Origin of the sequence: Pseudoduganella sp. R-43, from assembly GCF_049913255.1 — a bacterium.
Classification (GTDB): Bacteria; Pseudomonadota; Gammaproteobacteria; order Burkholderiales; family Burkholderiaceae_D; genus Rugamonas.
This window is the reverse complement of sequence record NZ_CP183988.1, coordinates 6338487-6361009: the sequence shown is the minus strand read 5'-3', so window position 1 is coordinate 6361009 and position 22523 is coordinate 6338487. Positions and strand designations below refer to the sequence as shown.

Sequence of the window (22523 nt, the reverse complement as noted above, 5' to 3'; positions counted from 1 at the left end):
CAAAGGGGGCTGCAATGAACCTCATTCCATCTTTCAGTAGATTCCTGGCCGGTGCAATGCTGGCTCTTGTCGCGGCCAGCGCCGCCGCCGACGCGGGTGTCACCGCTACCGCGCGCGTTACGAACCTGCAGTTCGGCGTCCTCGATCTTCAGCCGGACGACGGTGTCGCCGCAAGTTTCCGTCCGGACGGCCTTTCCGGGGATCTCACGGTCGCGCTGAACACCCAAACCGACAGCCGTCATGTCACCGGGACTGCGAACGATATTCTTGGTCTGGCGACAGCGCATTCGTCCGCGCAAGCCATGTATGGCATGACTGGATCCATCGGAGCCGTTTCGGATGCCCACAGCGATCTTGGCCCGGGCGGCAAGGCGAACGCATGGCTGGATCAGCGCTTTGGGTTCTTCCTTGCACCTAACGCGGCCTTGACCGTCGCTGGCACGGCCGAATACTCGGTCATCCGCCAGGACCCCGACTTTTCAGTCTCCTGGGGCAAGGCCGGCACGCTGATCGAAATGCGCTCCGCTGGACAGCCGGAGCTGTGGACGTACCTGACGCGGACCGTCGAGCTGGCGACAGGCGCAGGCAGCACCAATGTGGAGAATTTCTGGCTGGGCTTTGCCAATACCACGGACGACGAAATCTATGTAGACCTGTCATTCGAGTTCGCGGCACAGACCGCGGTTGGCACCATCCCGATTCCCGAGCCGTTCACCTATGCCATGCTGGCTGCAGGCCTGGCCCTGTTGGGCGTGGTGAAACAACGCAGCGTTCGCCGGGCAGGGTAGGCACGCTAGATGCCGCCCATGCAGATGTATTTGATGACGAGGTAGTCGTCGATGCCGTGCGTCGAGCCTTCGCGGCCAAGGCCCGATTGCTTGACGCCGCCGAATGGTGCGATTTCGGTCGAGATCAGGCCAGTATTCACGCCCACCATGCCACTCTCCAAGCCTTCGGCCACGCGCCAGATACGGCCGATATCGCGCGAGTAGAAGTACGCTGCGAGCCCGAACTCGGTGTCGTTGGCCAGCGCCACGGCTTCCTCGTCGGTTTTGAAGCGGAACAACGGCGCCAGTGGGCCAAAGGTCTCTTCGCGCGCAACCAACATGTCGGCATTCACGTCGGCCAGCACGGTTGGCTGGAAGAAGTTGTGTCCCAGGTCATGCCGCTTGCCACCCAACAGCAAGCGTGCGCCCTTGCCAACGGCATCGGCGATATGCTCTTCCACCTTGACGACGGCTTTCTCCTCGATCAGCGGGCCTTGCGTCACGCCGTCATCGGCGCCGTTGCCGACTTTGAGTTTGCGTACCGCTTCCACCAGTTTCGATGCGAAGGAGTCGTACACGCCATCCTGCACGTAGATGCGGTTCGCGCATACGCAGGTTTGGCCGGCGTTGCGGTATTTGGATGCGATTGCACCTTCCACCGCGGCGTCCAGGTCGGCATCATCGAACACGATGAATGGTGCGTTGCCGCCAAGTTCCAGCGACAGCTTCTTGATCGTCGGTGCGCACTGTTCCATCAGCAGGCGGCCGACTGCCGTCGAACCGGTGAAACTCAATTTGCGCACGATGGGGTTGGAGGTCATCTCGCCACCGATCTCGCGCGATGCGCCGGTGATCACGCTGAACACGCCAGCCGGTACGCCGGCGCGTTCCGCCAGCACGGCCAATGCCAATGCGGAGAAGGGCGTGAGTTCCGCCGGCTTCACCACCATTGGGCAACCCGCGGCAAGTGCCGGTCCGGCTTTGCGCGTGATCATCGCGGCCGGGAAGTTCCACGGCGTGATCGCCGCACTGACGCCAATCGGCTCGCGCGTGACCACCACGCGCTTGTCGGGCCATGGCGACGCCAGGGTTTCGCCGGCAATGCGCTTGGCCTCTTCGCCAAACCATTCGATGAAGGATGCCGCGTAGGCGATTTCGCCTTTGGATTCAGCCAGCGGCTTGCCTTGTTCCGCCGTCATCAGGGCTGCCAGGTCGTCGGCGTTGGCGAGGATCAGGTCATTCCATTTGCGCAGGATGGCGGCGCGCGCCTTGGCTGGCTTCTTGCGCCATTCAGGCCATGCGGCATTCGCGGCTTCGATAGCGCGGCGCGTTTCGGCGGCGCCCATTTTCGGCACGCTGCCAAGGGCTTCGCCGGTAGCGGGATTGGTGACGCTGATGGTTGCGCCCCCGTCGGCATCGCACCATTGGCCAGCGATAAAGCACTGTTGGCGCAGAAGGCTGGGATCTTTCAGGGTCAGCATGATTCACCTCCAAAGTAAAAAACCAGTATACCGGGTATCACGCTGCACGGTTGCCACATTCCAAAATTGGGAATAAGATCAAGCTGCACACTGATAGTTACCGAAAAAACTAAACATGCGCCGCCCCATCGTACTGGTCCCCGCCTGCAGCCAGAATAAAGGCTCCCATCCCAGCTACGCCGCTCAAAACAAATACGTTGATGCGGTGGCTGTGGGAGCGCGCTGCCAGCCGTTGTTGGTCCCTCCCTTGGGCGACAACACCGATATTGAAAGCCTGCTTGGCATTGCCAACGGCGTCATGCTGACCGGCGCTGCCTCCAATTTGCAGGCAAGCCTGTATGGGCAGGAAACCCTTGACCCCTCGCTGCCGGAAGATCACGCGCGCGATGAGACCACTTTGCCCCTGATCCGCGCTGCGCTGATGCACGGCATTCCGATACTGGCGATTTGCCGCGGCTTCCAGGAAGTGAATGTGGCGCTGGGCGGAACGCTGCATCAAGCCGTGCACACGGTGCCAGGCTACTTTGACCATCGCGAAGACAAGTCGCAATCGCTGGAGCAGCAATACGCGGCAGCTCACCGCGTGAAGCTCGAAAAGGGTGGCTTGCTGGCGCATATCCTCGATGGTGCTAGCGAAATACAAGTGAACTCGCTGCACGGGCAGGGCATTGATCGCCTGGCGGCTGGACTGCAAGTCGAAGCACGTTCGGATGATGGCTTGATCGAAGCTTATTCCATCGCGGCTTCTCCTTCGTTCGCGCTGGCGGTGCAATGGCACCCGGAATGGCGCATCGAAGAGAACCACGACTCCATGCGCATGTTCAGCGCATTCGGCCTCGCGTGCCGCGTGCACAGGGATCGCATTCCTTAGGTGGCTTTCCTTCAGTAGTGCTGTTTTCTAAACTACCTGAGAGGAAGCTATGGCAATCCGCGAAAATTTCAGTTACACCGACATGGACGAGTGGCTCAATGAAAAGCGAGTCACCGAGATCGAATGCCTGGTCCCTGACCTGACCGGCGTCGCGCGCGGGAAGATTCTCCCGCGCGGCAAATTCACCCAGGAGCGCGGCATGCGCATTCCTGAGGCGGTGCTTGGCATGACCGTCACCGGCAATTATCCGACCGAGGATGATGCCTATGACCGTGCCATCTCCAGTACCGACCGCGACATGATCCTGAAGGCCGACCCTACCACCATCACCATGGTGCCGTGGGCGGTCGACCCGACGGCGCAAGTGATCCACGACTGCTATTTCAGCGATGGCCGCCTGGTCGACTTCGCCCCGCGCTCTGTGCTACGCCGCGTGCTGAAACTGTTCGAAGACCGGGGCTGGAAGCCTGTCGTTGCACCGGAACTGGAGTTCTACCTGACCGACAAGAACTCCGACCCCGACCTGCCGCTGAAGGCGCCGATCGGCCGCAGCGGCCGCGCCGAAACCAGCCGCCAGGTGTACAGCATCGACGCGGTGAACGAGTTCGATCCGCTGTTCGAGGACATCTACGATTACTGCGATCTGATGGGCCTTGACGTGGACACCCTGATTCACGAAATCGGCGCCGGCCAGATGGAGATCAACTTCCTGCACGGCGAGCCGCTTGGCCTGGCTGACAAGGTGTTCTTCTTCAAGCGTACCTTGCGCGAGGCGGCATTGAAGCATCATATGTACGCCACCTTCATGGCCAAGCCGATGGCAGGCGAGCCGGGATCGGCAATGCACATCCACCAGAGCGTGGTCGATGCGCGCAGCGGATGGAACATCTTCAGCAACCAGGATGGTTCACCATCGCAGCTGTTCAAGGCCTACATCGGCGGCCTGCAGCGCTATATGCCGAGCGCATTAGCCATCGTCGCGCCGTATGTGAATTCCTACCGCCGGCTGGTGCGCCACACGGCGGCGCCGATCAATATCCAGTGGGGCATGGATAATCGCACCGTCGGATTCCGGGTTCCGGAATCGGGCGTGCAAGACCGGCGCGTGGAGAACCGTATCATCGGCGCCGATGCAAATCCTTACCTGGCGCTGGCAGTGACGCTGGCCTGCGGCTACCTCGGCATGACCGAATCGCTCGAACCTACCGCGCCGACCACCGGCAGCGCCTACGAAATGAAATACGAGCTGCCGCAAGGCTTGCCGGAAGCGCTGAAGATACTGCGTGGCGAGGACAAGCTGCGCTTTGTGCTCGGCGAGCGCTTCATCGACGTGTATGCAGCCATCAAGGACCTTGAGCACCAGGAGTTCATGACCGTGATCAGCCCGTGGGAGCGCGAGCACCTGCTGCTGCATGTATGAGGAGGCGATCATGGACGATACCAAAACACTCCAGGCGCGTGATCACGCGCACTACATGCATCCCTTCACTGACCACAAGGCGCTCGGCGAGCGCGGCGTGCGCGTGATGGTACGCGGCGAAGGCATCTACCTCTGGGATTCTGAAGGCAAGAAGATTTTGGACGGCATGTCCGGGCTGTGGTGCGTGAATGTCGGCTACGGCCGGCACAGCATATCGAAGGCGGTGTTCGACCAGATGGAAACGCTGCCGTTCTATAACAGCTTCTTCAACACGACCAATGTGCCGGCCGTGACGCTGGCCGCCAAGCTGGCGGAGATTGCGCCACCCGGTTTCAAGCATGTGTTCTTCACGGGCTCGGGATCGGAGGCAAACGACACCAATGTGCGCATGGTGCGCCGCTATTGGGACTTGAAGGGTCAGCCACACCGCCACACCATCATCAGCCGCTTCAACGCCTACCATGGCAGCACCATGGCGGGCGCCTCTCTGGGCGGCATGGAAGGCATGCATGCGCAGGGCGGCTTGCCGATCCCCGGCATCGTGCACATCCGGCAGCCGAACTACCTTGAGTCGGGGCGTGGCATGTCGGAGGATGAATTCGGGATCGAGGCCGCATCGTGGCTGGAGCAGAAGATCCTCGACGTCGGCCCGGAAAAGGTGGCGGCCTTCATTGGCGAGCCGATCCAGGGAGCGGGCGGTGTGGTGATTCCGCCGCGCACCTACTGGCCGGAGATCCAGCGCATCTGCGACAAATACGGCATTCTCCTGATCGCAGATGAAGTGATCACCGGCTTTGGCCGCACCGGCCGCATGTTCGCTTGCGAGTACTTTGACTTCAAGCCGGACCTGATTACCTTCGCCAAGGGCGTCACTTCGGGCTATATCCCGCTCGGTGGCGTGCTGGTAGGCGAGCGCGTGGCGGAAGTGCTGATTGGCCAGGGCGGCGAGTTCGCGCACGGCTTTACTTACTCTGGCCACCCTGTCGCGTGTGCTGCGGCGCTTGAGACGATTCGCATCATCGAAGAAGAAAAGGTGGTGCAGCGCGTGGCCGAAGATACCGGTCCATATCTTGCGCAGCGTTTCGCCACGCTCGGCGACCATCCGCTGGTTGGCTATGCCAATAGCTGCGGCTTCGTCGCAGGCCTGAATCTCGTACGGCGCAAGGGACCCACAATCCACGGCCACGAGTATTTCGATCCGAAACTGGAAGTGGGCATGGTGTGCCGCGGCTATATGTTCAACAACGGCATGATCATGCGCGCCGTGGGCGACCGCATGATCATCGCGCCGCCGCTGGTCATGACGCGCGAGCAGATCGACGAGATGGTGGCGCTGATCCGGCGCTGCCTTGACGATACCTATGCGGACCTGCAGCAGAGAGGATGGATGTAGCCATGGCAAAAGAAACGATCAACTGGCACGACCGGGCCAAGATGCTGGCCCTCGACGGTCGCGCCTTCGTCAACGGCGAACGCACCTGGGCGCGCGGCGAGCGCAAGTTCGACAACCTTTCTCCAATCGACGGCCGCTACCTGTCGCAGACGGCGCGCTGCGATGCGGCCGACGTCGACCAGGCGGTTGCCGTGGCGCGCCGCGCCTTCGATAGCGGCCGCTGGGCCGGGCAGGCGCCGGCGCAGCGCAAGCGTGTTCTCATCAAGTTCGCAGACCTCATGATGCAGAACAAGGACGAACTGGCGCTGCTCGAAACACTCGATATGGGCAAGCCCATCAAGTACAGCCAGGTGGTCGATGTTTCGCTCGCGGCCAATTGCATCCGCTGGTACGGAGAAGCGATCGACAAGGTGTACGGCGAGATTGCGCCGACGCCGGGCAATGCGCTGGCCTTGATCACGCGTGAACCGGTCGGGGTGGTGGCGGCTATCGTGCCCTGGAATTACCCGCTCCTGATGGCAGCGTGGAAGATCGCGCCGGCGCTGGCGGCCGGCAACAGCGTGGTGCTCAAGCCGTCCGAGAAATCGCCGTTGTCGGCCTTGCGGCTGGCGGAGCTTGCGGTGGAGGCGGGAATTCCTCCAGGCGTGTTCAACGTGCTGCCTGGCTACGGTAACGAGGCTGGCGCCGCGCTGGCCATGCACATGGACGTGGACTGCATCGGCTTCACAGGTTCCACGCGCACGGGCAAGCAGATCATCCAGATGGCGGGGCAGTCAAACCTGAAGCGGGCGTGGACGGAGTTGGGCGGCAAGTCGGCCAATATCGTGTGCGCCGATTGTCCCGACCTCGACGCCGCCGTCGCTGCAGCTGTTGGTTCGATCTACTTCAACCAGGGGGAGAGCTGCAACGCGCCTTCGCGCCTGTTCGTGGAAGAGTCGATCAAGGACAAGTTCCTGGAGAAGGCCTTGGCCATGGTGCCGTCTTACGCGCCGGGCGACCCGCTCGACGAAAAGACCGTGATGGGCGCGATTGTCGATGCGGTCCAGATGAAGACCGTGATGGACTATATCGAAGCCGGCCGCGACGAAGGGGCGAAGCTTCTGGCTGGCGGCAATGCGGTGCGCAAGGAAACCGGCGGCTTCTATGTCGAGCCGACGCTGTTTGACGGCGTGCAGAACACGATGAAGATCGCGCGGGAAGAGATTTTCGGCCCTGTGCTATCGGTGCTGTCGTTCAAGGATCTCGACGAAGCTGTGAAGCAGGCCAACGATACGCCGTATGGGCTGCACGCCGCGGTATGGACATCGGATATTTCGAAAGCGATCCGCACCTCGCGGGCGCTGAAGGCGGGCACCGTGCACGTCAACCAGTACGATGGCGACGACATCACGGTGCCGTTTGGCGGCTACAAGCAGTCAGGCAATGGACGCGACAAGTCGCTGCATGCCTTCGACAAGTACACCGAGTTGAAGACGACCTGGATCCAGGTTTAAGCGCCGCAGCACTTCTTGAATTTCTTGCCGCTGCCGCAAGGGCAAGGATCGTTGCGGCCAGCCTTGGCTACTTTAGTCTGCGGCGCGTGGAAGAATTCGTTGATCCTGATGACGGACTGCGGCACCTTGGCGGCGTTCAGCGGCGCCTGGAACGGCACCAGCAGGGCAGGTTGTTGGGCCCGCAGCGGCGCCCAGGCATCAGCCGCCATGTTCACGCCGGCCATGAAGCCATCGCACCACGCTTCCGCGGTCCAGTTGCCGCCGCATTCGTAGATCGGCTCAAAGCTGCCCGGGTCTTTCTGCATCCATACGCGCATGTAGTCGTGGTGGCGCACAGCCAACGCGGCAGCTTCATCGTTGCCGGCCGCGCCGCCCCAGACTGCTGGCAACCACGCCTCTTGCGCCACCTCGGCCGGGCCGGCCACCAGCGCGGTCAGGAAGCCTTCCAGCTTGGCGACGTCCATGCTCTGCGGGCCGATCTCGGCCAGCAGCTCATCGAGCCGGTCGTACTCGTCGTCGTTCAGCGGGTTCAGAAGCAATGCTCCAGTGCCGGGAAGGTGCCGCCCTTGACGGCGTCAATGTAGGCCGACACGGCAGCCTGGATCGACACCTGGCCTTCCATGAAGTTCTTCACGAAGCGCGCCTTGCGGCCTGGGAACACGCCCAGCATGTCGTGCATGACCAGCACCTGGCCCGAGCAATCCGGACCCGCGCCAATGCCGATGGTCGGCATCGACAGCATGTCGGTCACTTCCTTGCCCAGCGCGGTAGGAATCGCTTCCAGCACCACCATGGCTGCACCGGCAGCCTGCAGCTTGAGCGCATCCTGTTTCAGCAGTTCGGCGCTCTCGATGGTCTTGCCCTGCACCTTGTAGCCGCCCAGCGTGTGCACGGACTGCGGGGTCAGGCCCAGGTGGGCGCAGACCGGGATCGAGCGCTCCACCAGGAAGCGCACGGTTTCGGCAACCCAGGCGCCGCCTTCGATCTTCACCATGTGGGCGCCGGCCTGGATCAGTTGCACGGCGTTGTTGAACGCCTGCTCAGGGGTGGCGTAGGAGCCGAAAGGCATGTCGGCCAGGATCAGCGCGTTTTTCGCACCACGGGCTACGGCGGCGGTGTGGTAAGCGATTTCCTGCACGGTCACCGGCAGGGTGGACTGGTGGCCGTTGCATACCATGCCCAGCGAATCGCCGATCAGCAGCACTTCCACGCCGCAGCCGTCCATCAGGGAGGCGAAGCTGGCGTCGTAGCAGGTCAGCATGGTGATCTTTTCGCCGGCTGCCTTCAGGGCGTTAATCGAAGGGATCGTGACCGCCTTGGTAGGGACGGCACGCGCAGGCGCCGGGTAAGGGTTTTGCAGGTTGCCAGACATGGGATGTCCTTAAATTCGAAAAGCGCTATTGTACACAGCGGGCAAAACCGGTAAACCAGGGTCAGACCCGAAGGGTCTGACCCTCGACGGTCTTGAAGCCACGGGTTTGGTTCCGGCGCACAACCGAAACCCGCGGCAGTCGAGCAGACTGGGTCTGACCCTGCGGGTCGGACCCAGGTTTACCGGTTTAAAGCCGGATAATACCTTGGTCGGAAACCGAAGGCGCGAAGTCGCCCGCGCGCCCCAGTCCCGGCAGCACCACCTCGGGCGCCAGCTCCAGCAGCGGCATCAGAACAAAGGCCCGCCGATGCATGCGCGGATGTGGCACGGTAAGCGTCGGCGTCGCAATCTGTTCATCCCCGTACAGCAGCAAGTCCAGGTCCAGCGTGCGCGGAGCGTTAAAGTAAGGCCGCTCCCGGCCGTGCGCCTGCTCGATCTCGAACAGGGCTTCCAGCAGCGCCTGCGCAGGCAGGGAGGTCTCCAGGCGGGCGACCGCGTTGATGTAATCGTCGCCCGAAGAATCGATGGGCGCCGTACGGTACAGCGAAGACACCGCCTCGAGCGTGGAACCCGGCACTTTGCGCAGGCGTTCGAAAGCATCCAGCACATTCGCGCGCGCATCGCCGAGATTGGCGCCAATGCCGATATACGCGGTAACAGGCATCAAGCTTCGCCGGCCGGGGCATTGCCGCCACCGCCGCTGCGGCGGCCGCGGCGCGGACGACGGCGGCGCTTGCGTGCCGGCGCTTCGCCCTCAGGGCGCGGATTCAGGAAGTCATCGTCATCCGACTCGTCGCCTTCTTCGCCATCCGGATTGGCATCCACCGGCGCGTCGTCAAGCGCTGCGGCGCGACTGCGGCGTGCCGCGGGTTTCTTCTTCTTGCCACCGCCGGACGATGCGGTCGACACCAGTTCGGCGCGCATGGTTTCGTCGCCTTCGTAGAAGGCCGTCCACCAGTCGCCCAGTTCGCGGTCAATCTCGCCCGAAGCGCAACGCAACAGCAGGAAGTCGTAGCCGGCGCGGAAGCGCAGGTGTTCCAGCAGCTTGTAAGGATTCTTGCCATTGCGGCGCTCGAAGCGCGGCTGCATGGCCCAGATGTCGCGCATGTCGGAGCCGATCTTGCGCTGGATCGCCAGCTTCTCGGTCTGCGACTCCAGCACTTCGTCGGCCGCCAGGTGCAGCGCAGGAATCGGGAATTCGCCCGCCGCCTGGTAGGCCTCCCATTTTTCCAGCACCTGGTGCCACAGCAGCGAAGCAAACAGGAAGCCCGGCGACACGGTCTTGCCGGCCATGACGCGCTTGTCGGTGGAGTCCAGCGCCAGCGTCACGAACTTGGTGCCCATCGGCTGTTCCAGCACCACATCCAGCATCGGCAGCAGGCCGTGGTGCAGGCCTTCCTTGCGCAGCTGCTGCAGGCAGGCCAGGGCCTGCCCGGACGTGAGCAGCTTGAGCATCTCGTCGAACACGCGTGCCGCAGGCACGTTGTCGATCAGCGGCGCCATCACGCCGATCGGCTCGGCGGTCGAACGCTCGATGGAGAATTTCAGCTTGGCCGCAAAGCGCACCACGCGCAGCATGCGCACCGGGTCTTCGCGGTAGCGCGCTTCCGGCTGGCCGATGATGCGCAGCGTCTTGCTGCGGATATCCTCGATGCCGCCGTGGTAGTCCAGCACTTCCTGCGTGGCAGGATTGTAGTACATGGCGTTGATGGTGAAGTCGCGGCGCTCCGCGTCCTCCGCCTGCGAGCCGAAGGTGTTGTCGCGCAGCACGCGGCCATGTTCGTCCTTCGGCGCATTGTCGGTGGTGGTGCCGCGGAAGGTGGTCACTTCCAGCAGGTCCTGGCCGAACATCACGTGCACGATCTGGAAACGGCGGCCGATGATGAAGGCGCGGCGGAACAGGCGCTTCACCTGTTCGGGGGTGGCATTGGTCGCAACGTCGAAGTCTTTCGGCTTGACGCCCAGCAGCAGGTCGCGCACTGCGCCGCCGACCACGAAGGCTTCAAAGCCGGCTTCCTGCAGCGTGCTGGTGACGCGGATCGCGTTGTTCGACACCATGCGCGGGTCGATGCCATGGTCCTTCGGGCCCAGCACGAGCGGTTCGTTGCGGGGTCTCGCGTTCTTGACGCCCAGGATCTTGCGGATGAATTTCTTAATCATTGAACAGGTGAATTAGTGGCCAGCCTTGCGCGGTCGCGTGTTCGGACAGCTTGGCGTTCGGGTTGGTCGCAATCGGATGGCTGACGATCGACAGCAGCGGCAGGTCGTTATGGGAATCGCTGTAGAAGTGGACGCTGTCGAAGCTGTCCAGCGAGTGTCCCAATTTCTCCAGCCATGCCTTGGTGTGCACGATCTTGCCTTCGCCCTGGGTTGGCGTGCCGAGCAGCTTGCCGGTGATGCGGCCGGCGGCATCGCGCTCCGGCATCGCGGCAATCAGGTGCTCCACGCCGAAGGCCTTGGCGATCGGCGCCACCACGAAGTGGTTGGTCGCCGTCACGATCGCCACCAAGTCGCCGGCGTCGAGGTGCTTTTGCAGCAGCGCGCGGGCGGCAGGCAGGATGTTCGGCATCACCACTTCGGTCATGTACTGCTGCTGCAGTTCGGCCAGTTGCTCAGGCTCGAAGGAAGCCAGGGTTCCGAGCGAAAATTCCAGGTATTCCACCGGGTCCAGGGTGCCCGCCTGGTACTGTGCGAAGAACTCTTCGTTGCGGCGCTTGAATTCTACGGCGTCGACGGCGCCTACGCGGCACAGGAATTGGCCCCACTCGAAATCGGAATCGATCGGCAGCAGGGTATGGTCAAGGTCGAACAGGGCGAGTTTCATCATTCGTTCGCTTCCTCCTGCAGCCATTCGCGCAGCAGGGGCAGGGTGATCGGGCGTTTGGTTTCCAGGGAATACTGGTCGAGCGAGTCGAGCATCGAGGACAGCGATACCATGTCGCGCTGGAAGTGCGACAGCAGGTAAGGTAGCACACCGGGCGACAGGGTCAAACCGCGCGCTTCCGCCATCTGCGTCAGCGTTGCCAGTTTTTCCTCATCGGTCAGGCCATGGATCTGGTACACCAGGCCCCAGCCCATGCGTGTGCGCAGGTCCTCGCGCACCGGCAGCACGGCCGGGGCGACCGAGCCCGCGCTCACCATGAAGGCGTTGTTGGCGCGGATCTCGTTGAACAGGGCAAAGGCATCGATCTGGGCCACCGGCGACAGCTTTTCGCAGTCGTCCAGCAGGTACAGGTCCACGTCCGGCGAATACAGGAACTCGGTTTCAATCGAAAACGGCGAAATATAGCGCGCACGGTCGCTTGAGGCGAGCGCCTTCAGCAGGTGCGACTTGCCTGCGCCAATTTCCCCCCACAGGTAGGCGAAATGCTCGCGGGAGCTGCGGTCGGCGAACTGGCGCATCAGCGCCGCCACCTCCGCATTGCGGCCCACCTCGAAGGATTCGAGGGTGCACACCGGCTCCGCACCCAGGTCAAGCACCAGCTGTTTCATTGGACTTGTCCCGGCTTTGTGGATTTTTTGCTAACGTAATCGATCTTCACACTACGCATTATAAAAGCTGCTGCGCAGGTAGTGGCGGCGCAAGTGCCTGAAACCCACCATCAAGAGGGCGGAAGCAGGCAAAGCGAGCAGCACGCCGACGAAGCCGAACAGCTGGCCGAAGGCCAACAAAGCGAAGATCACGGCCAGCGGATCGAGGCCGATCCGTTCGCCCACCAGCCGGGGCGTCAGGAAAAAACCTTCGATGACCTGGCCCAGGCCGTAGATGATGGCCACGGCCACCAGCCCGCTCCAGTCGGTAAATTGCAGCACCGCCGCCATCAGCGCCAGCAGCAGGCCCAGGCCGAAGCCGAGATAGGGGATAAAGACCAGCACGCCGGACAGGATGCCGACCGGCAGCGCCACGTCAAAGCCCGCCACCGCCAGCGCAGTGGAGTAATAAACCGACAACACCAGCATCACCAGCAACTGGCCGCGCAGGTATTGCGCCAGCAAGGCATCCGATTCGCGCGCCATTTCCATGGTGGCGCCGATATAGCGGCGCGGCACGGCGCCGGCAATGCGTGCCAGCAGCTGGTGCCAGTCCAGCAGCAGGTAGAACAGCACGACCGGGATCAGCACCAGCGTCGCCAGCCAGCCCAGGACCGCGCTGCCGCCGGTGCGCACGGAGTTCAGCACGGCGGTCCAGATCTGGTTGCCGCTTTCCGCCATCTTTTCTGCCACCAGGGCCTTGATGCTGGCGCCATCGAGCGTGAATTCCACGCCCAGTTGCTGCAGGCGCGGCCCCAGCGTGTCATTCAGTTTTGCCAGCGAAGCGGGAATGGCCGCCTGCAGCAGCGGGATTTCCTTTTGCAGCACCGGCACCACGATCAGCAGCAGCGCCAGCACGGCGGCGCCAAACAGCGTGATAACGATGGATACTGCCAGTGCGCGCGGCATCTTCCAGCGCTTGAACAGGCGCAGGCGGCACAGTTTGTCGACGGCAGGATTCAGCGCATAGGCGAAAATGGCGGCGGCCAGGAAGGGCGTCAGTACCGGCCCCAGGATCCAGAGCAGGAAAAAGAAGGCGGCCCAGACCGATACCCAGAATAGCGTTTGTTTTTGTTCTGCCGAGAGGGGAAGAGGCATCTGCTGGGGCGTGGTCGGGACGAAGGAAGGGCTATTCTAACGCCTCTGCTGTTAAAAACACCATGCGCGGGGCCTACCAGTAGTTTAATATTTCCATAAATAAACTTTGAAGTGGAAGTCATGCTGTCTGTTCGTACCCAAGCCGCCATAGCGGCCCTGTCCCTGGCGTTCGCCGCGCATTCCCCTGCCATGGCAGCGGATGATGGCGAAAAATGCGAAGGCTTCAACCGCCTGCTGTGCCTGCCCATGGCCGCTGCAGCCAGCGTGGCAAACGCCGCCGCCAACGCCGCTGCCAACGTCGCCGAGGCGGTGAACTTCAAGAAGCCGTCCACCAAGGTCATCGACGCAACGGACGAGGGTGACCTGGACCGCATCAAGCGCTTCGACCCCAGGAAAGACCCCAGCTTTGCGCCGGAAAACATGCTGGGCGTGGCCGTCAATACCTACCTGGCCAAGCCCGACCCGGCCAGGGACGCCAAGCGCTTCGCCGTCCTCGAATACCTGGCCGGGAAGGCCGACATCTCCGGCGAACTGGGTACCGTGCTGCTGCAGGAGACCGTGAGCCAGGCCTATTTCGCCCGCAATGCCCCGCAGGAAAGCTGGCCGCGCCGCCTGGCGCTGGCCCAACTGCTGATCGAGCACGGCGCCAGCGCCAAGGGCATCAACCTGTCCACCTGCGACCATTGCGAGACTGATAATGAATTCCTGGCGCTGCTGATCCAGGCCGGCGCCAACCCGAACGTCCAGTCCACGACTTATTCGGCCCTGCTCAACCGCTTCATCCGCAAGGACCAGTTTGACGCCGCCAAGCGCCTGGTCGCCCTGGGCGCCGATCCCAACGGCAGCACCTGGGGCAAGCGCAGCATGCTGGTGCGCCTGGTCAGCGAATGCGACAAGGACATGACGCGCAAGCTGGTTGCTCCCGAGCGCTTCGAAGCGGAGTGGCAGAAATGCGTGGCGGCGGTAACCGCCCGCGTCAGCTTCGCCATCGAACAAGGCGCCGACCCGAATGGCAAGGCCAGCCCGGACAACGAATGCCTGACGCCCTACGACGTCGCCCTGGAAAAGCAGAACGAGGAATTGGCTGCACGCCTGCTGAAGCTGGGTGCGCGCCCTGGATTTGGGGAAGTTTGCCGGTCCGGTGGCTGAAAACGGCCGATAACAAGAGAAAATGCGGGGGCAAAAATGCTAAAATAGCGGACTTGCCGTATTCGGCCACCGCTTTTCCATTCTTCCGCCTCAGTTGCGACAACACCATGAGCCAACCTTCGAATGTTTCCCTGTCCTACCGTGACGCAGGTGTCGATATCGACGCCGGCGACGCCCTAGTTGAAGCGATCAAGCCATTCGCCAAGCGCACCATGCGCGAAGGCGTGATGGGCGGCATCGGCGGCTTCGGCGCGCTGTTCGAGATCAGCAAGAAATACAAGGAGCCGGTGCTGGTTTCCGGCACCGACGGCGTCGGCACCAAGCTGAAACTGGCGTTCGAGCTGAACCGCCACGACACCGTGGGCATCGACCTGGTGGCCATGAGCGTGAACGACATCCTGGTGCAGGGCGCCGAGCCGCTGTTCTTCCTCGACTACTTCGCCTGCGGCAAGCTGAACGTGGCCACCGCCACCGACGTGATCAAAGGCATTGCCAAGGGCTGCGAGATCTCCGGCTGCGCCCTGATCGGCGGCGAAACCGCTGAAATGCCGTCCATGTACCCGGACGGCGAATACGACCTGGCCGGCTTCGCCGTCGGCGCGGTGGAAAAATCCAAACTGATCGACGGCAGCAAGATCCAGCCGGGCGACGTGGTGCTGGGCCTGGCCTCCTCGGGCGCCCACTCCAACGGTTACTCCCTGGTGCGCAAGATCATCGAAGTGGCCAAGCCGGACCTGGAAGCCGACTTCCACGGCCGCAAGCTGGCCGACGTGCTGATGGAACCGACCCGCATCTACGTCAAGCCGCTGCTGGCGCTGATGGAAGCGATGGAAGTCAAAGGCCTGGTGCACATTACCGGTGGCGGCCTGGTGGAAAACATCCCGCGCGTGCTGGCCGACAACCTGACTGCCGAACTGGATGGTTCTTCGTGGACCATGCCACCACTGTTCAAGTGGCTGCAGCAGCACGGCGGCGTGGCCGACGCGGAAATGCACCGCGTGTTCAACTGCGGCATCGGCATGACCGTCATCGTGTCCGCTGAAAACGCCGACGCAGCCGTCGCCCAGCTGACCGCAGCCGGCGAGACCGTGTCCCGCATCGGCAAGATCCGCGCCCGCGCGGAAGGCGAACACCAGACCATCGTCGTATAAGAAGTAAGGACGAAGAAAAAGGGGGGCGTACCCCTTTTTCGAAGAACGGAGCCCCAGCGGCTCCGTTTTTGTTTGCGCGCAAATTTGTCATTTTTATCTGCGCGTAAAGTCCATGACCCAGTTGGTCTGCCAGCTGGTGCCATCATCCCAGGAGTAGGCTTGCTCCCAGCGCGCCTGGCGCTCGCTGCTGCGGGTCCAGGTGAAGCGCACGCGGGCCGTGCGGCCTTTGTAGACTTCTTCGCCTTCGAAGCGTCCCACGCCATCGGCATCGAAACGGCCCACCACCGGCGGCAGCAAGGTGCCGGTGGCGGGATCGAGTCCGCCGTCGCGGTTGGTCAGCCAGTAGATGCTCCAGCGTCCGGTCGTTGGATCGAACACGCGCAGCGTCATCGCCACGAAGCCGGGCCGCCAGTCGCCCAGCGGCCGGTACTCGTCGTAGTTGCCGATGCCGGCCGGCAGCGCGTGCACCAGGTTGCTGGCGCTGAAGGTTTCCCACGGGCTGTCCGGATTGGCGTAATCGGACTGGCGCCGGTTCTGCACCGTCCAGTCGCCGTGCAGGAAGTCGAAAGCATGCCGCGCCCGTTCGATTTCGGCGGCAGCAGGTGCACTTGCCGTCGCCGTGCCGCCGACCGCGCCAGCCGCGCCGCTTGCCGCCAGCGCCAGTGCCCCAATCAGTTTTTTCATGGTTGTCTCCTGTTTGAAAGAGCCACCATGCTAGGCCGCCAACAGGCGAGAACTTGCCCTATATGCCGGCAGTATCTGAATCCGATACCTCGGCGGAATTTCGGGGCTTGTGCAAAGCGCTGGCGCGATCATTTCGTCCTTGCCAAACGAAAGGACACGCCATGCTCACCACAATCTTCATTGTTTTCGCCGCCTGCTTTGTACTGGAGCGCCTGCGCCCCGGCTGGAAACTTCCCCGTATCCGCACCTGGCCCGTGCGCGTTCTTGCCATCAATGCCGTGCAGCTTGGCGTCGTGCTGCTGGCCGGCGTGAGCTGGGAACGCTGGACTTCGCAAGCCTCGCTGCTGCACTTGTCGGACCATGTCGGCCCGGTTGTCGGCGGCCTGCTGGCCTACTTCATCGCCACCTTTGTGTTCTACTGGTGGCATCGCGTGCGCCACGAATCGGATTTGCTGTGGCGCCTGTTCCACCAGATCCACCACAGCCCGCAGCGCATCGAAGTCATCACCTCGTTCTACAAGCATCCCGGCGAAATGATCGTCAACTCGATCATCGGCAGCCTGCTGGTCTATGCCTTCCTTGGCCTGTCTCCGGAATCCGGCGCGGTCTATACGCTGTGCACCGCGCTCGGCGAATTCTTCTACCACACCAGCGTTACCACGCCGCGCTGGGTCGGCTGGTTCTTCCAGCGTCCCGAGATGCACCGCATCCACCACCAGTACGGCCGCCACAAGAACAACTACGGAGACATCGTGTGGTGGGACATGCTGTTCGGAACCTACGAGAACCCGGAGAAGTTCGAAGCCACCTGCGGCTTCGATCCCGACAAGGAAGAACGCCTGGTGGACATGCTGGCCTACCGCGACGTCCACCAGGAGTGATCAACGCAGCGGCAGCGCGATCGGACGCATCGGCGCCGCATCCGCACCGCGCAGCTTGAGCGAGGCGCCGATAAAGGCAAACTCATAGACCTTGTCGCGCGCCAGTTCTTCCAGGTTGACCAGCTCCATGATGGGCACCCCATGCTCGGCCAGCAGGTAGGTGTGGACCGGGATGTAGTTGTCCTTGGCCTCGGAAGGAAAGGCCTCGAAGCTCAGGTTGTCCGCCCCCACCACCATAGCGCCGTTCTGCTCCACCAGGAAGCGCGCCGCATCCAAGCCCATGCCGGGCGGGTTCTGCATGAAGACCTGGGCCTTCTCGAACTGCTGCATGCGCCCGGTGCGGATCAGCACCACATCGCCTTTTTGCAGCGCCACCTTCTGTCGCGCCAGCGCTTCGGCCAGGTCCTTGCCAGTGACGCGGTAGTTATCCGGCAGCATGGAGACGCCCTTGGCCGCCGCCACGTCGATCAGCACGCCGCGCGCCACGATGGGCGGCAGCTTCTCCGCACCGGCCACTTTCCAGCCCCGGTCTCCCAGGTGTTCGGAAGCCTTGAAGCCATTCCAGATCTTGCCATTCAGGCCGAAGTGGTTGAGCGCATCGATATGGGTGCCCATGTGCGCATACATCGAGATGGCGCTGCCCGTGTAGCTGACGTGCTGGTTCATGGCTTTGCCGGTCTCCATCGGGTCCGACAGCACATTGCCGTGCGGCGTATGCGTCATCCACATCAGGTAAGGCGGGTCGCCGGCAGCCTGCCAGCTCGGCATGCCGACGAAATAGTCCACCGACAGGTCGTATGCTCGGCCTCCGCTGATGCGGGCCAGGATGGCCGCGCTGGAGGCTTGCGTGACCAGGTTCAGTCGCCCGATCTCATCTTGCGGCCCCCAGGGGCTGGTGCCCGGTTCGGCGGCCAGGGCATTGGCGGACAGCAGCAAGGCGGCGAGGGTAGTTGCGAGTCTCATCTTGGTTCCTTTGAAAGAAAGTTCAGTGAGGCCAGCATATTTGATTCTGCCGCTAAGATAATCAGGCGTTTTTGATAAAGACTTTTTACCAGGAGGATCGAATGGACAAGCTGGCGGCCATGCACGCCTTTCGCCGCGTGGTCGAGCGCGGCAGCTTCAGCAAGGCGGCCGAGGAACTGGGGCTGTCGCCGGCCGGCATCGGCAAGCAGGTGCGCTGGCTGGAGCAGGGCCTGCACGCAGCACTGCTATTGCGCACCACGCGCACCATGAGCCTGACCGACACCGGCCGCGCCTATTTCCAGGAATGCTGCCGCCTGCTCGACGAACTGGAGGAGCTTGAACGCAGCACCAGCGGCGAGCAGGCCGCCATGAAAGGGCGCGTGCGTATCAACGCACCGATGTCGCTCAGCCTGGTGGTGCTGCCGCCGCTGCTGGCGCGTTTCATGGACCAGTATCCCGAGATCGACGTCGAGCTGACCATGGCGGACCGCTTGCTCGACGTAGTGGCGGAAGGCTTCGACCTGTCGCTGCGCGTGCGCACCACGCTGCCCGATTCCTCGCTGGTGGTACGTTCGGCCGGCAAGGTGGAGCAATGGCTATGCGCCTCCCCCAGCTACCTGCGAGAACACGGCGCGCCGCAGGAGCCGCACGACCTGCTTGCCCACCGCGCCCTGGCCTTCCGCCTGGCGGAAGCGCCCGGCCTGTGGCGGCTGGATGGCGAGGGAGGGACGGTCGAAATCGAGCCGCCGGTGCGCATGTGGCTGGACAACAGCCTGATGCTGGGACAGATGCTGGCGGCCGGGCAGGGCATCGGTTCGCTGCCATCCTTCATTGCCCGGCCGATGCTGGCCCACGGCGCGCTGGAACGCGTCCTGCCGGCCTGGCATTTGCAACCGCGCGTGGCCTACATCGTTTATCCCGGCAACCGCCACCTGCAGACCAAGGTGCGCGCCCTGTCCGACTTCCTGGCGGCGGAATTGCCGGCGATGCTCTAACGCTTGAGGATCTTCGGCACCGGCGCCGGGCGCAGGCGGTAAGCGTCCGGCATGCCGGAGCCGAGCAGGGGGCGCAGGTACATGCGGAAGGCATCGGTCACGCCGGTGCCTTTCTCGTCAATGAATTCGTCTTCCATGGTGCGCGTCTTGCCTGCCACCGCTTCCAGCGGCATCAGCTCATAGTCGACCGAATAGAAGCCGGTGCGCTTGATCGCCACCGAGCCGTTGCGGTCGCCCCACATGGCGAACTGCACGGCCTTCTCGCCCACTTCGCGCGCCTCGCGCTGGTCCACGTCGGACACGCAACCGATGAAGGAGCGCTGCAGGTAGCCGAAAGTATCGCCGCGCACGCGCTTGATGCCCAGCTTGTCCTTGATCTCGTCGCACAGCAGGTCGGCCAGCGCGCCGGTGCCGGACAGCTGCACGTTGCCATGCGCATCGCGCTCCACTTCCTTCGCCAGCAAGGTGGCGATCGGCGCGCCGGATGCATCGTGGATGCCCTCCGACACCGCCACCACGCAGCGCCCGTAGCGCGCGTAAGTGTCCTTGACGTCGGCCAGGAACTGCTCGATCGAGAATACGCGCTCCGGCAGGTAGATCAGGTGCGGCCCATCGTCCGGGAATTTCTTGCCCAGTGCGGAAGCTGCCGTCAGGAAGCCGGCATGGCGGCCCATGACCACGCCCACGTACACGCCCGGCAGCGAAGCGTTATCCAGGTTGGCGCCGGCAAAGGCCTGTGCCACAAAGCGCGCAGCGGAGGGGAAACCCGGCGTGTGGTCATTGCCCACCAGGTCGTTGTCGATGGTCTTGGGGATGTGGATGGCGCGCAGCGGATAGCCGGCAGCCTGCGCCTGCTCGGCCACGATGCGCACGGTATCCGAGGAATCGTTGCCGCCGATGTAGAAGAAGTGTTCGATCTCGTGCGCCTTCAGCACCTTGAAGATCTCTTCGCAGTACTTCAGGTCCGGCTTGTCGCGTGTGGAACCGAGGGCGGAGGAAGGGGTGGCGGCGACCAGTTCCAGGTTATGGCTGGTCTCCTGCGTCAGGTCGACGAAGTCCTCGTTGACGATGCCGCGCACGCCGTGCAGCGCACCGTAGATGCGCGTCACGTTGCGGAAGCGGCGCGCTTCGAGCACGACGCCGACCAGCGACTGGTTGATCACGGCGGTCGGACCGCCCCCTTGTGCGACCAGGATTTTGCCAGACGACATCGCGCTGCCTCCTTCGAAGTGAGTGACGGACGAGCCGCCAGCTTACTCCGTTTTTGCCCCCGCGCCGATATGCTTGTCGAGGAATTTCTCGACCCGGCCCCAGAAGTCGAGGCGGGTCTTCAGCGTATGCCAGCCGTGTTGCTCACCCACGTATTCAACGAATTCGGCATCGGCCTTGGCGTCTTCCAATGCGCTGCGCATCTTTTTGAAATGCACGAAGGGCACGCGGCGGTCGTCGCTGCCGTGTGCCATCAGCAGAGGTCGCTTGATGCGGGCCGCCTGCTTCAGCGGCGATGTGGCAACAAGCTGCGCGGCGTCCTTTTCCAGGTCACCCACCAGCACCGGCACGCCGTGCTTCTTGTAGTCGTCCGGCAGATCGGACAGCAGGGCCATACCGCCGTCATACAGCAGCGGAATGTCGGTGACAGCCAGGTAGGAAATCCCGCAGCGGTACAGTTCCGGATCGTTGACCAGTCCCATCAAGGTGGCATAGCCGCCATAGCTGCCGCCCATGATGCAGACGCGATCGGGGTCGGCAATGCCTTTTTCAACGGCCCACTTAACGCTGTCGGCAATATCATCCTGCATTTTCAGGCCCCATTGCTTGAAGCCTGCGGAGAACAGTTTGACGCCGTAACCTGTCGAGCCCCTGTATTCCGGTTCCAGCACGGCATAGCCGCGTGAAGCCAGGAACTGGGCGTCGGAATCCCAGCCCCATTCGGTGCCTCGCACATAAGGGCCGCCATGCACCATCACCACCATCGGCAGCTTGCTGCCGCCCTTGGCTGGCTTGGTCAGCCAGACCGGGATCTGCATGCCGTCGCGCGCCTTGACCTTGACCAGTTCCTGGCGTCCCATTTCAGCCGGATTGATGTCGGGGTGGCTGGCACCGATGACTTTCAACTGGCCGGTCTTACTGTTGAACAGCAGATAGGTGTGTGGCTGGCGATCGGAATAGCTCCTTACCAGCAGCCAAGGCACTTCCGGAGTTGCCGGCGGGGTGATGATATTGACCAGGTCCGGCAACCTCTTGTCCACTTCCGCCTGGGCCGCCTTCATACCGGCATCGAACCATATGCTGCTGCGCGCCTCGCCAAGGTAGTGGATGCCAAGCAGATGCTTGTTCGAATACACCATGCTGCCGCTGAAGTCGTAGTCGCTCAGCGAAACCAGAGGTTCCGGGTCGACCTTGCCGGAGGACAGGTCCAGGGTGTGCAGAGCCGCCTTGTCTCCTTTCAGGCGGGCCTTGACCAGCATCTGCTCGTCATTGACGAAGCCGACCGGCTCGATGCCGTCTTCCTCGCCGTAAGCTGTGAAGGTGGCCAGGACGCGCCATTCGCGGCTGGCAGGGTCACGGTAGTGGAAGGTTTGCTTGCCGTCCTTGAGCGACACCATGATGCTGGGCTCGCCCTTGTGATCCAGCATCCAGTACTTCGCAGCCGCCGGGCGGCTGACAGTAGTCGCTTGCCCGGTCGAAGTGTTCAACCTGATCAGGTCGGTGCGCTCAATGACATGGGAGCGTTCTTTCCATTCGGGGCGGCGGGCATAGATGAACTCCGAATCCTGCGCGCCCCGTTCACTCATCAGAAAAGTATTCCACGGTTCGACATGGCGCGTGATCAGACTGCCGATGACGTACGCGATCCTGTGTTCGGCCAGTTGGCGTTTGTCCGTGCCGTCACGGTTGACGGCCCATAGGCCAGGGGCAAATTCTGTTTCGCCAGCGGTCAGCTTGGAATCGTCCACGTTGTACACCAGGCGGTTGTCGTTGACCCAGCGGATGGCGGCGATATCGTAACCGGCAAGGCGCGTGCCGCCGACAACGGCTTGGGTTTCGCTGTCGATGACCACCATGCCGTCGCGCAGCGTGTTATCGCCGATACGAAGTGCTACATAGCGGCCGCTTGGCGAGATGGCGGCGTCCTTGAAATGGGCCGGTTCGAAGAATTGCTGCAGCGGCGGGGCCGCGTGCGCCAGGCCGCCGACGGTAGCCAGGGACAGAAGAAAATGCTTGATCATCATGCTTGCTGCCAATACTGTTGTGGGAAACGTATGTTACTGGA

General features: G+C 62.8%; 21 protein-coding genes. 9 read left to right on the top strand and 12 right to left on the bottom strand.

The genetic code is table 11. From position 1 onward, the window contains the following. Positions 1 to 14: 14 nt before the first annotated feature. Positions 15 to 788 (top strand): hypothetical protein, encoded by a 774-nt coding sequence (locus ACN9M3_RS29135; RefSeq protein ID WP_426165459.1) that lies wholly within the window; start codon positions 15 to 17, stop codon positions 786 to 788. 5 nt (positions 789 to 793) lie between these two features. Here the strand turns inward: ACN9M3_RS29135 and gabD are convergent, their stop codons facing one another. After that, positions 794 to 2248 (bottom strand): NADP-dependent succinate-semialdehyde dehydrogenase, encoded by a 1455-nt coding sequence (gene gabD / locus ACN9M3_RS29130; RefSeq protein WP_426165457.1) that lies wholly within the window; start codon positions 2246 to 2248, stop codon positions 794 to 796. 115 nt (positions 2249 to 2363) lie between these two features. On the opposite strand from gabD, the gene ACN9M3_RS29125 reads away from it, so the two are divergent. Genes ACN9M3_RS29125 through ACN9M3_RS29110 form a run of 4 tightly spaced genes read left to right on the top strand, consistent with a single transcriptional unit; the run spans position 2364 to position 7425 of the window. Then, the gene (locus ACN9M3_RS29125) at positions 2364 to 3119 is read left to right on the top strand and encodes a gamma-glutamyl-gamma-aminobutyrate hydrolase family protein (RefSeq protein ID WP_426165455.1); all 756 of its coding nucleotides are present in this window, start codon (positions 2364 to 2366) and stop codon (positions 3117 to 3119) included. Between the two features lie 49 nt (positions 3120 to 3168). Beyond that, positions 3169 to 4539, top strand: a complete 1371-nt coding sequence (locus ACN9M3_RS29120) for a glutamine synthetase family protein (protein WP_426165453.1) — start codon at positions 3169 to 3171, stop codon at positions 4537 to 4539. 10 nt (positions 4540 to 4549) lie between these two features. Next, positions 4550 to 5932, top strand: a complete 1383-nt coding sequence (locus ACN9M3_RS29115; protein WP_426165451.1) for an aspartate aminotransferase family protein — start codon at positions 4550 to 4552, stop codon at positions 5930 to 5932. A gap of 2 nt (positions 5933 to 5934) precedes the next feature. Then, complete coding sequence (locus tag ACN9M3_RS29110; RefSeq protein WP_426319444.1) at positions 5935 to 7425, top strand: aldehyde dehydrogenase; 1491 nt, start codon at positions 5935 to 5937, stop codon at positions 7423 to 7425. On the opposite strand, the gene ACN9M3_RS29105 is transcribed toward ACN9M3_RS29110, so the two are convergent. From ACN9M3_RS29105 to ACN9M3_RS29075, 7 genes are all read right to left on the bottom strand, one after another. After that, positions 7422 to 7964 carry a UPF0149 family protein gene (locus ACN9M3_RS29105; RefSeq protein ID WP_426319443.1) on the bottom strand — a complete coding sequence of 181 codons (543 nt, stop codon included), beginning with the start codon at positions 7962 to 7964 and terminating at the stop codon, positions 7422 to 7424. The genes ACN9M3_RS29110 and ACN9M3_RS29105 overlap by 4 nt on opposite strands. Next, positions 7955 to 8797, bottom strand: coding sequence for a 3-methyl-2-oxobutanoate hydroxymethyltransferase (gene panB, locus ACN9M3_RS29100; RefSeq protein ID WP_426319442.1), 843 nt, complete (start codon positions 8795 to 8797; stop codon positions 7955 to 7957). The genes ACN9M3_RS29105 and panB overlap by 10 nt, the downstream gene beginning before the upstream one ends. A 187-nt stretch (positions 8798 to 8984) precedes the next feature. Continuing rightward, complete coding sequence (gene folK, locus ACN9M3_RS29095) at positions 8985 to 9461, bottom strand: 2-amino-4-hydroxy-6-hydroxymethyldihydropteridine diphosphokinase (protein ID WP_426319441.1); 477 nt, start codon at positions 9459 to 9461, stop codon at positions 8985 to 8987. Next, a complete protein-coding gene (gene pcnB / locus ACN9M3_RS29090; RefSeq protein ID WP_426319440.1) occupies positions 9461 to 10957 on the bottom strand; it encodes a polynucleotide adenylyltransferase PcnB in 1497 nt (498 codons plus the stop codon). Before pcnB ends, folK begins: the two co-directional genes overlap by 1 nt. Further along, positions 10950 to 11621, bottom strand: coding sequence for an HAD family hydrolase (locus ACN9M3_RS29085; RefSeq protein WP_426172328.1), 672 nt, complete (start codon positions 11619 to 11621; stop codon positions 10950 to 10952). Before ACN9M3_RS29085 ends, pcnB begins: the two co-directional genes overlap by 8 nt. Further along, the gene (hda, locus tag ACN9M3_RS29080; protein WP_426165439.1) at positions 11621 to 12289 is read right to left on the bottom strand and encodes a DnaA regulatory inactivator Hda; all 669 of its coding nucleotides are present in this window, start codon (positions 12287 to 12289) and stop codon (positions 11621 to 11623) included. The genes ACN9M3_RS29085 and hda overlap by 1 nt, the downstream gene beginning before the upstream one ends. A 51-nt stretch (positions 12290 to 12340) precedes the next feature. Beyond that, complete coding sequence (locus tag ACN9M3_RS29075; protein ID WP_426319439.1) at positions 12341 to 13426, bottom strand: AI-2E family transporter; 1086 nt, start codon at positions 13424 to 13426, stop codon at positions 12341 to 12343. Between the two features lie 120 nt (positions 13427 to 13546). Between ACN9M3_RS29075 and ACN9M3_RS29070 the strand changes: the two genes are divergently transcribed. Together ACN9M3_RS29070 and purM are read left to right on the top strand one after the other, a co-directional pair. Further along, on the top strand, positions 13547 to 14575 hold the full coding sequence (locus ACN9M3_RS29070) for an ankyrin repeat domain-containing protein (protein ID WP_426319438.1): 1029 nt from the start codon (positions 13547 to 13549) through the stop codon (positions 14573 to 14575). Between the two features lie 107 nt (positions 14576 to 14682). Next, a complete protein-coding gene (gene purM / locus ACN9M3_RS29065; protein WP_426319437.1) occupies positions 14683 to 15726 on the top strand; it encodes a phosphoribosylformylglycinamidine cyclo-ligase in 1044 nt (347 codons plus the stop codon). A 93-nt stretch (positions 15727 to 15819) separates the two neighbouring features. On the opposite strand, the gene ACN9M3_RS29060 is transcribed toward purM, so the two are convergent. Continuing rightward, on the bottom strand, positions 15820 to 16410 hold the full coding sequence (locus ACN9M3_RS29060; protein ID WP_426319436.1) for a hypothetical protein: 591 nt from the start codon (positions 16408 to 16410) through the stop codon (positions 15820 to 15822). Between the two features lie 161 nt (positions 16411 to 16571). On the opposite strand from ACN9M3_RS29060, the gene ACN9M3_RS29055 reads away from it, so the two are divergent. Continuing rightward, the gene (locus tag ACN9M3_RS29055) at positions 16572 to 17291 is read left to right on the top strand and encodes a sterol desaturase family protein (protein WP_426319435.1); all 720 of its coding nucleotides are present in this window, start codon (positions 16572 to 16574) and stop codon (positions 17289 to 17291) included. Here the strand turns inward: ACN9M3_RS29055 and ACN9M3_RS29050 are convergent, their stop codons facing one another. Continuing rightward, the gene (locus tag ACN9M3_RS29050; protein ID WP_426319434.1) at positions 17292 to 18254 is read right to left on the bottom strand and encodes a cyclase family protein; all 963 of its coding nucleotides are present in this window, start codon (positions 18252 to 18254) and stop codon (positions 17292 to 17294) included. A gap of 101 nt (positions 18255 to 18355) precedes the next feature. Between ACN9M3_RS29050 and ACN9M3_RS29045 the strand changes: the two genes are divergently transcribed. Beyond that, complete coding sequence (locus tag ACN9M3_RS29045) at positions 18356 to 19249, top strand: LysR family transcriptional regulator (RefSeq protein ID WP_426319433.1); 894 nt, start codon at positions 18356 to 18358, stop codon at positions 19247 to 19249. On the opposite strand, the gene ACN9M3_RS29040 is transcribed toward ACN9M3_RS29045, so the two are convergent. After that, the gene (locus tag ACN9M3_RS29040) at positions 19246 to 20460 is read right to left on the bottom strand and encodes a 6-phosphofructokinase (protein ID WP_426165413.1); all 1215 of its coding nucleotides are present in this window, start codon (positions 20458 to 20460) and stop codon (positions 19246 to 19248) included. The two genes, ACN9M3_RS29045 and ACN9M3_RS29040, sit on opposite strands and share 4 nt — an antisense overlap. A gap of 42 nt (positions 20461 to 20502) precedes the next feature. Then, complete coding sequence (locus ACN9M3_RS29035; RefSeq protein ID WP_426319432.1) at positions 20503 to 22482, bottom strand: alpha/beta hydrolase family protein; 1980 nt, start codon at positions 22480 to 22482, stop codon at positions 20503 to 20505. Positions 22483 to 22523: the final 41 nt, after the last annotated feature.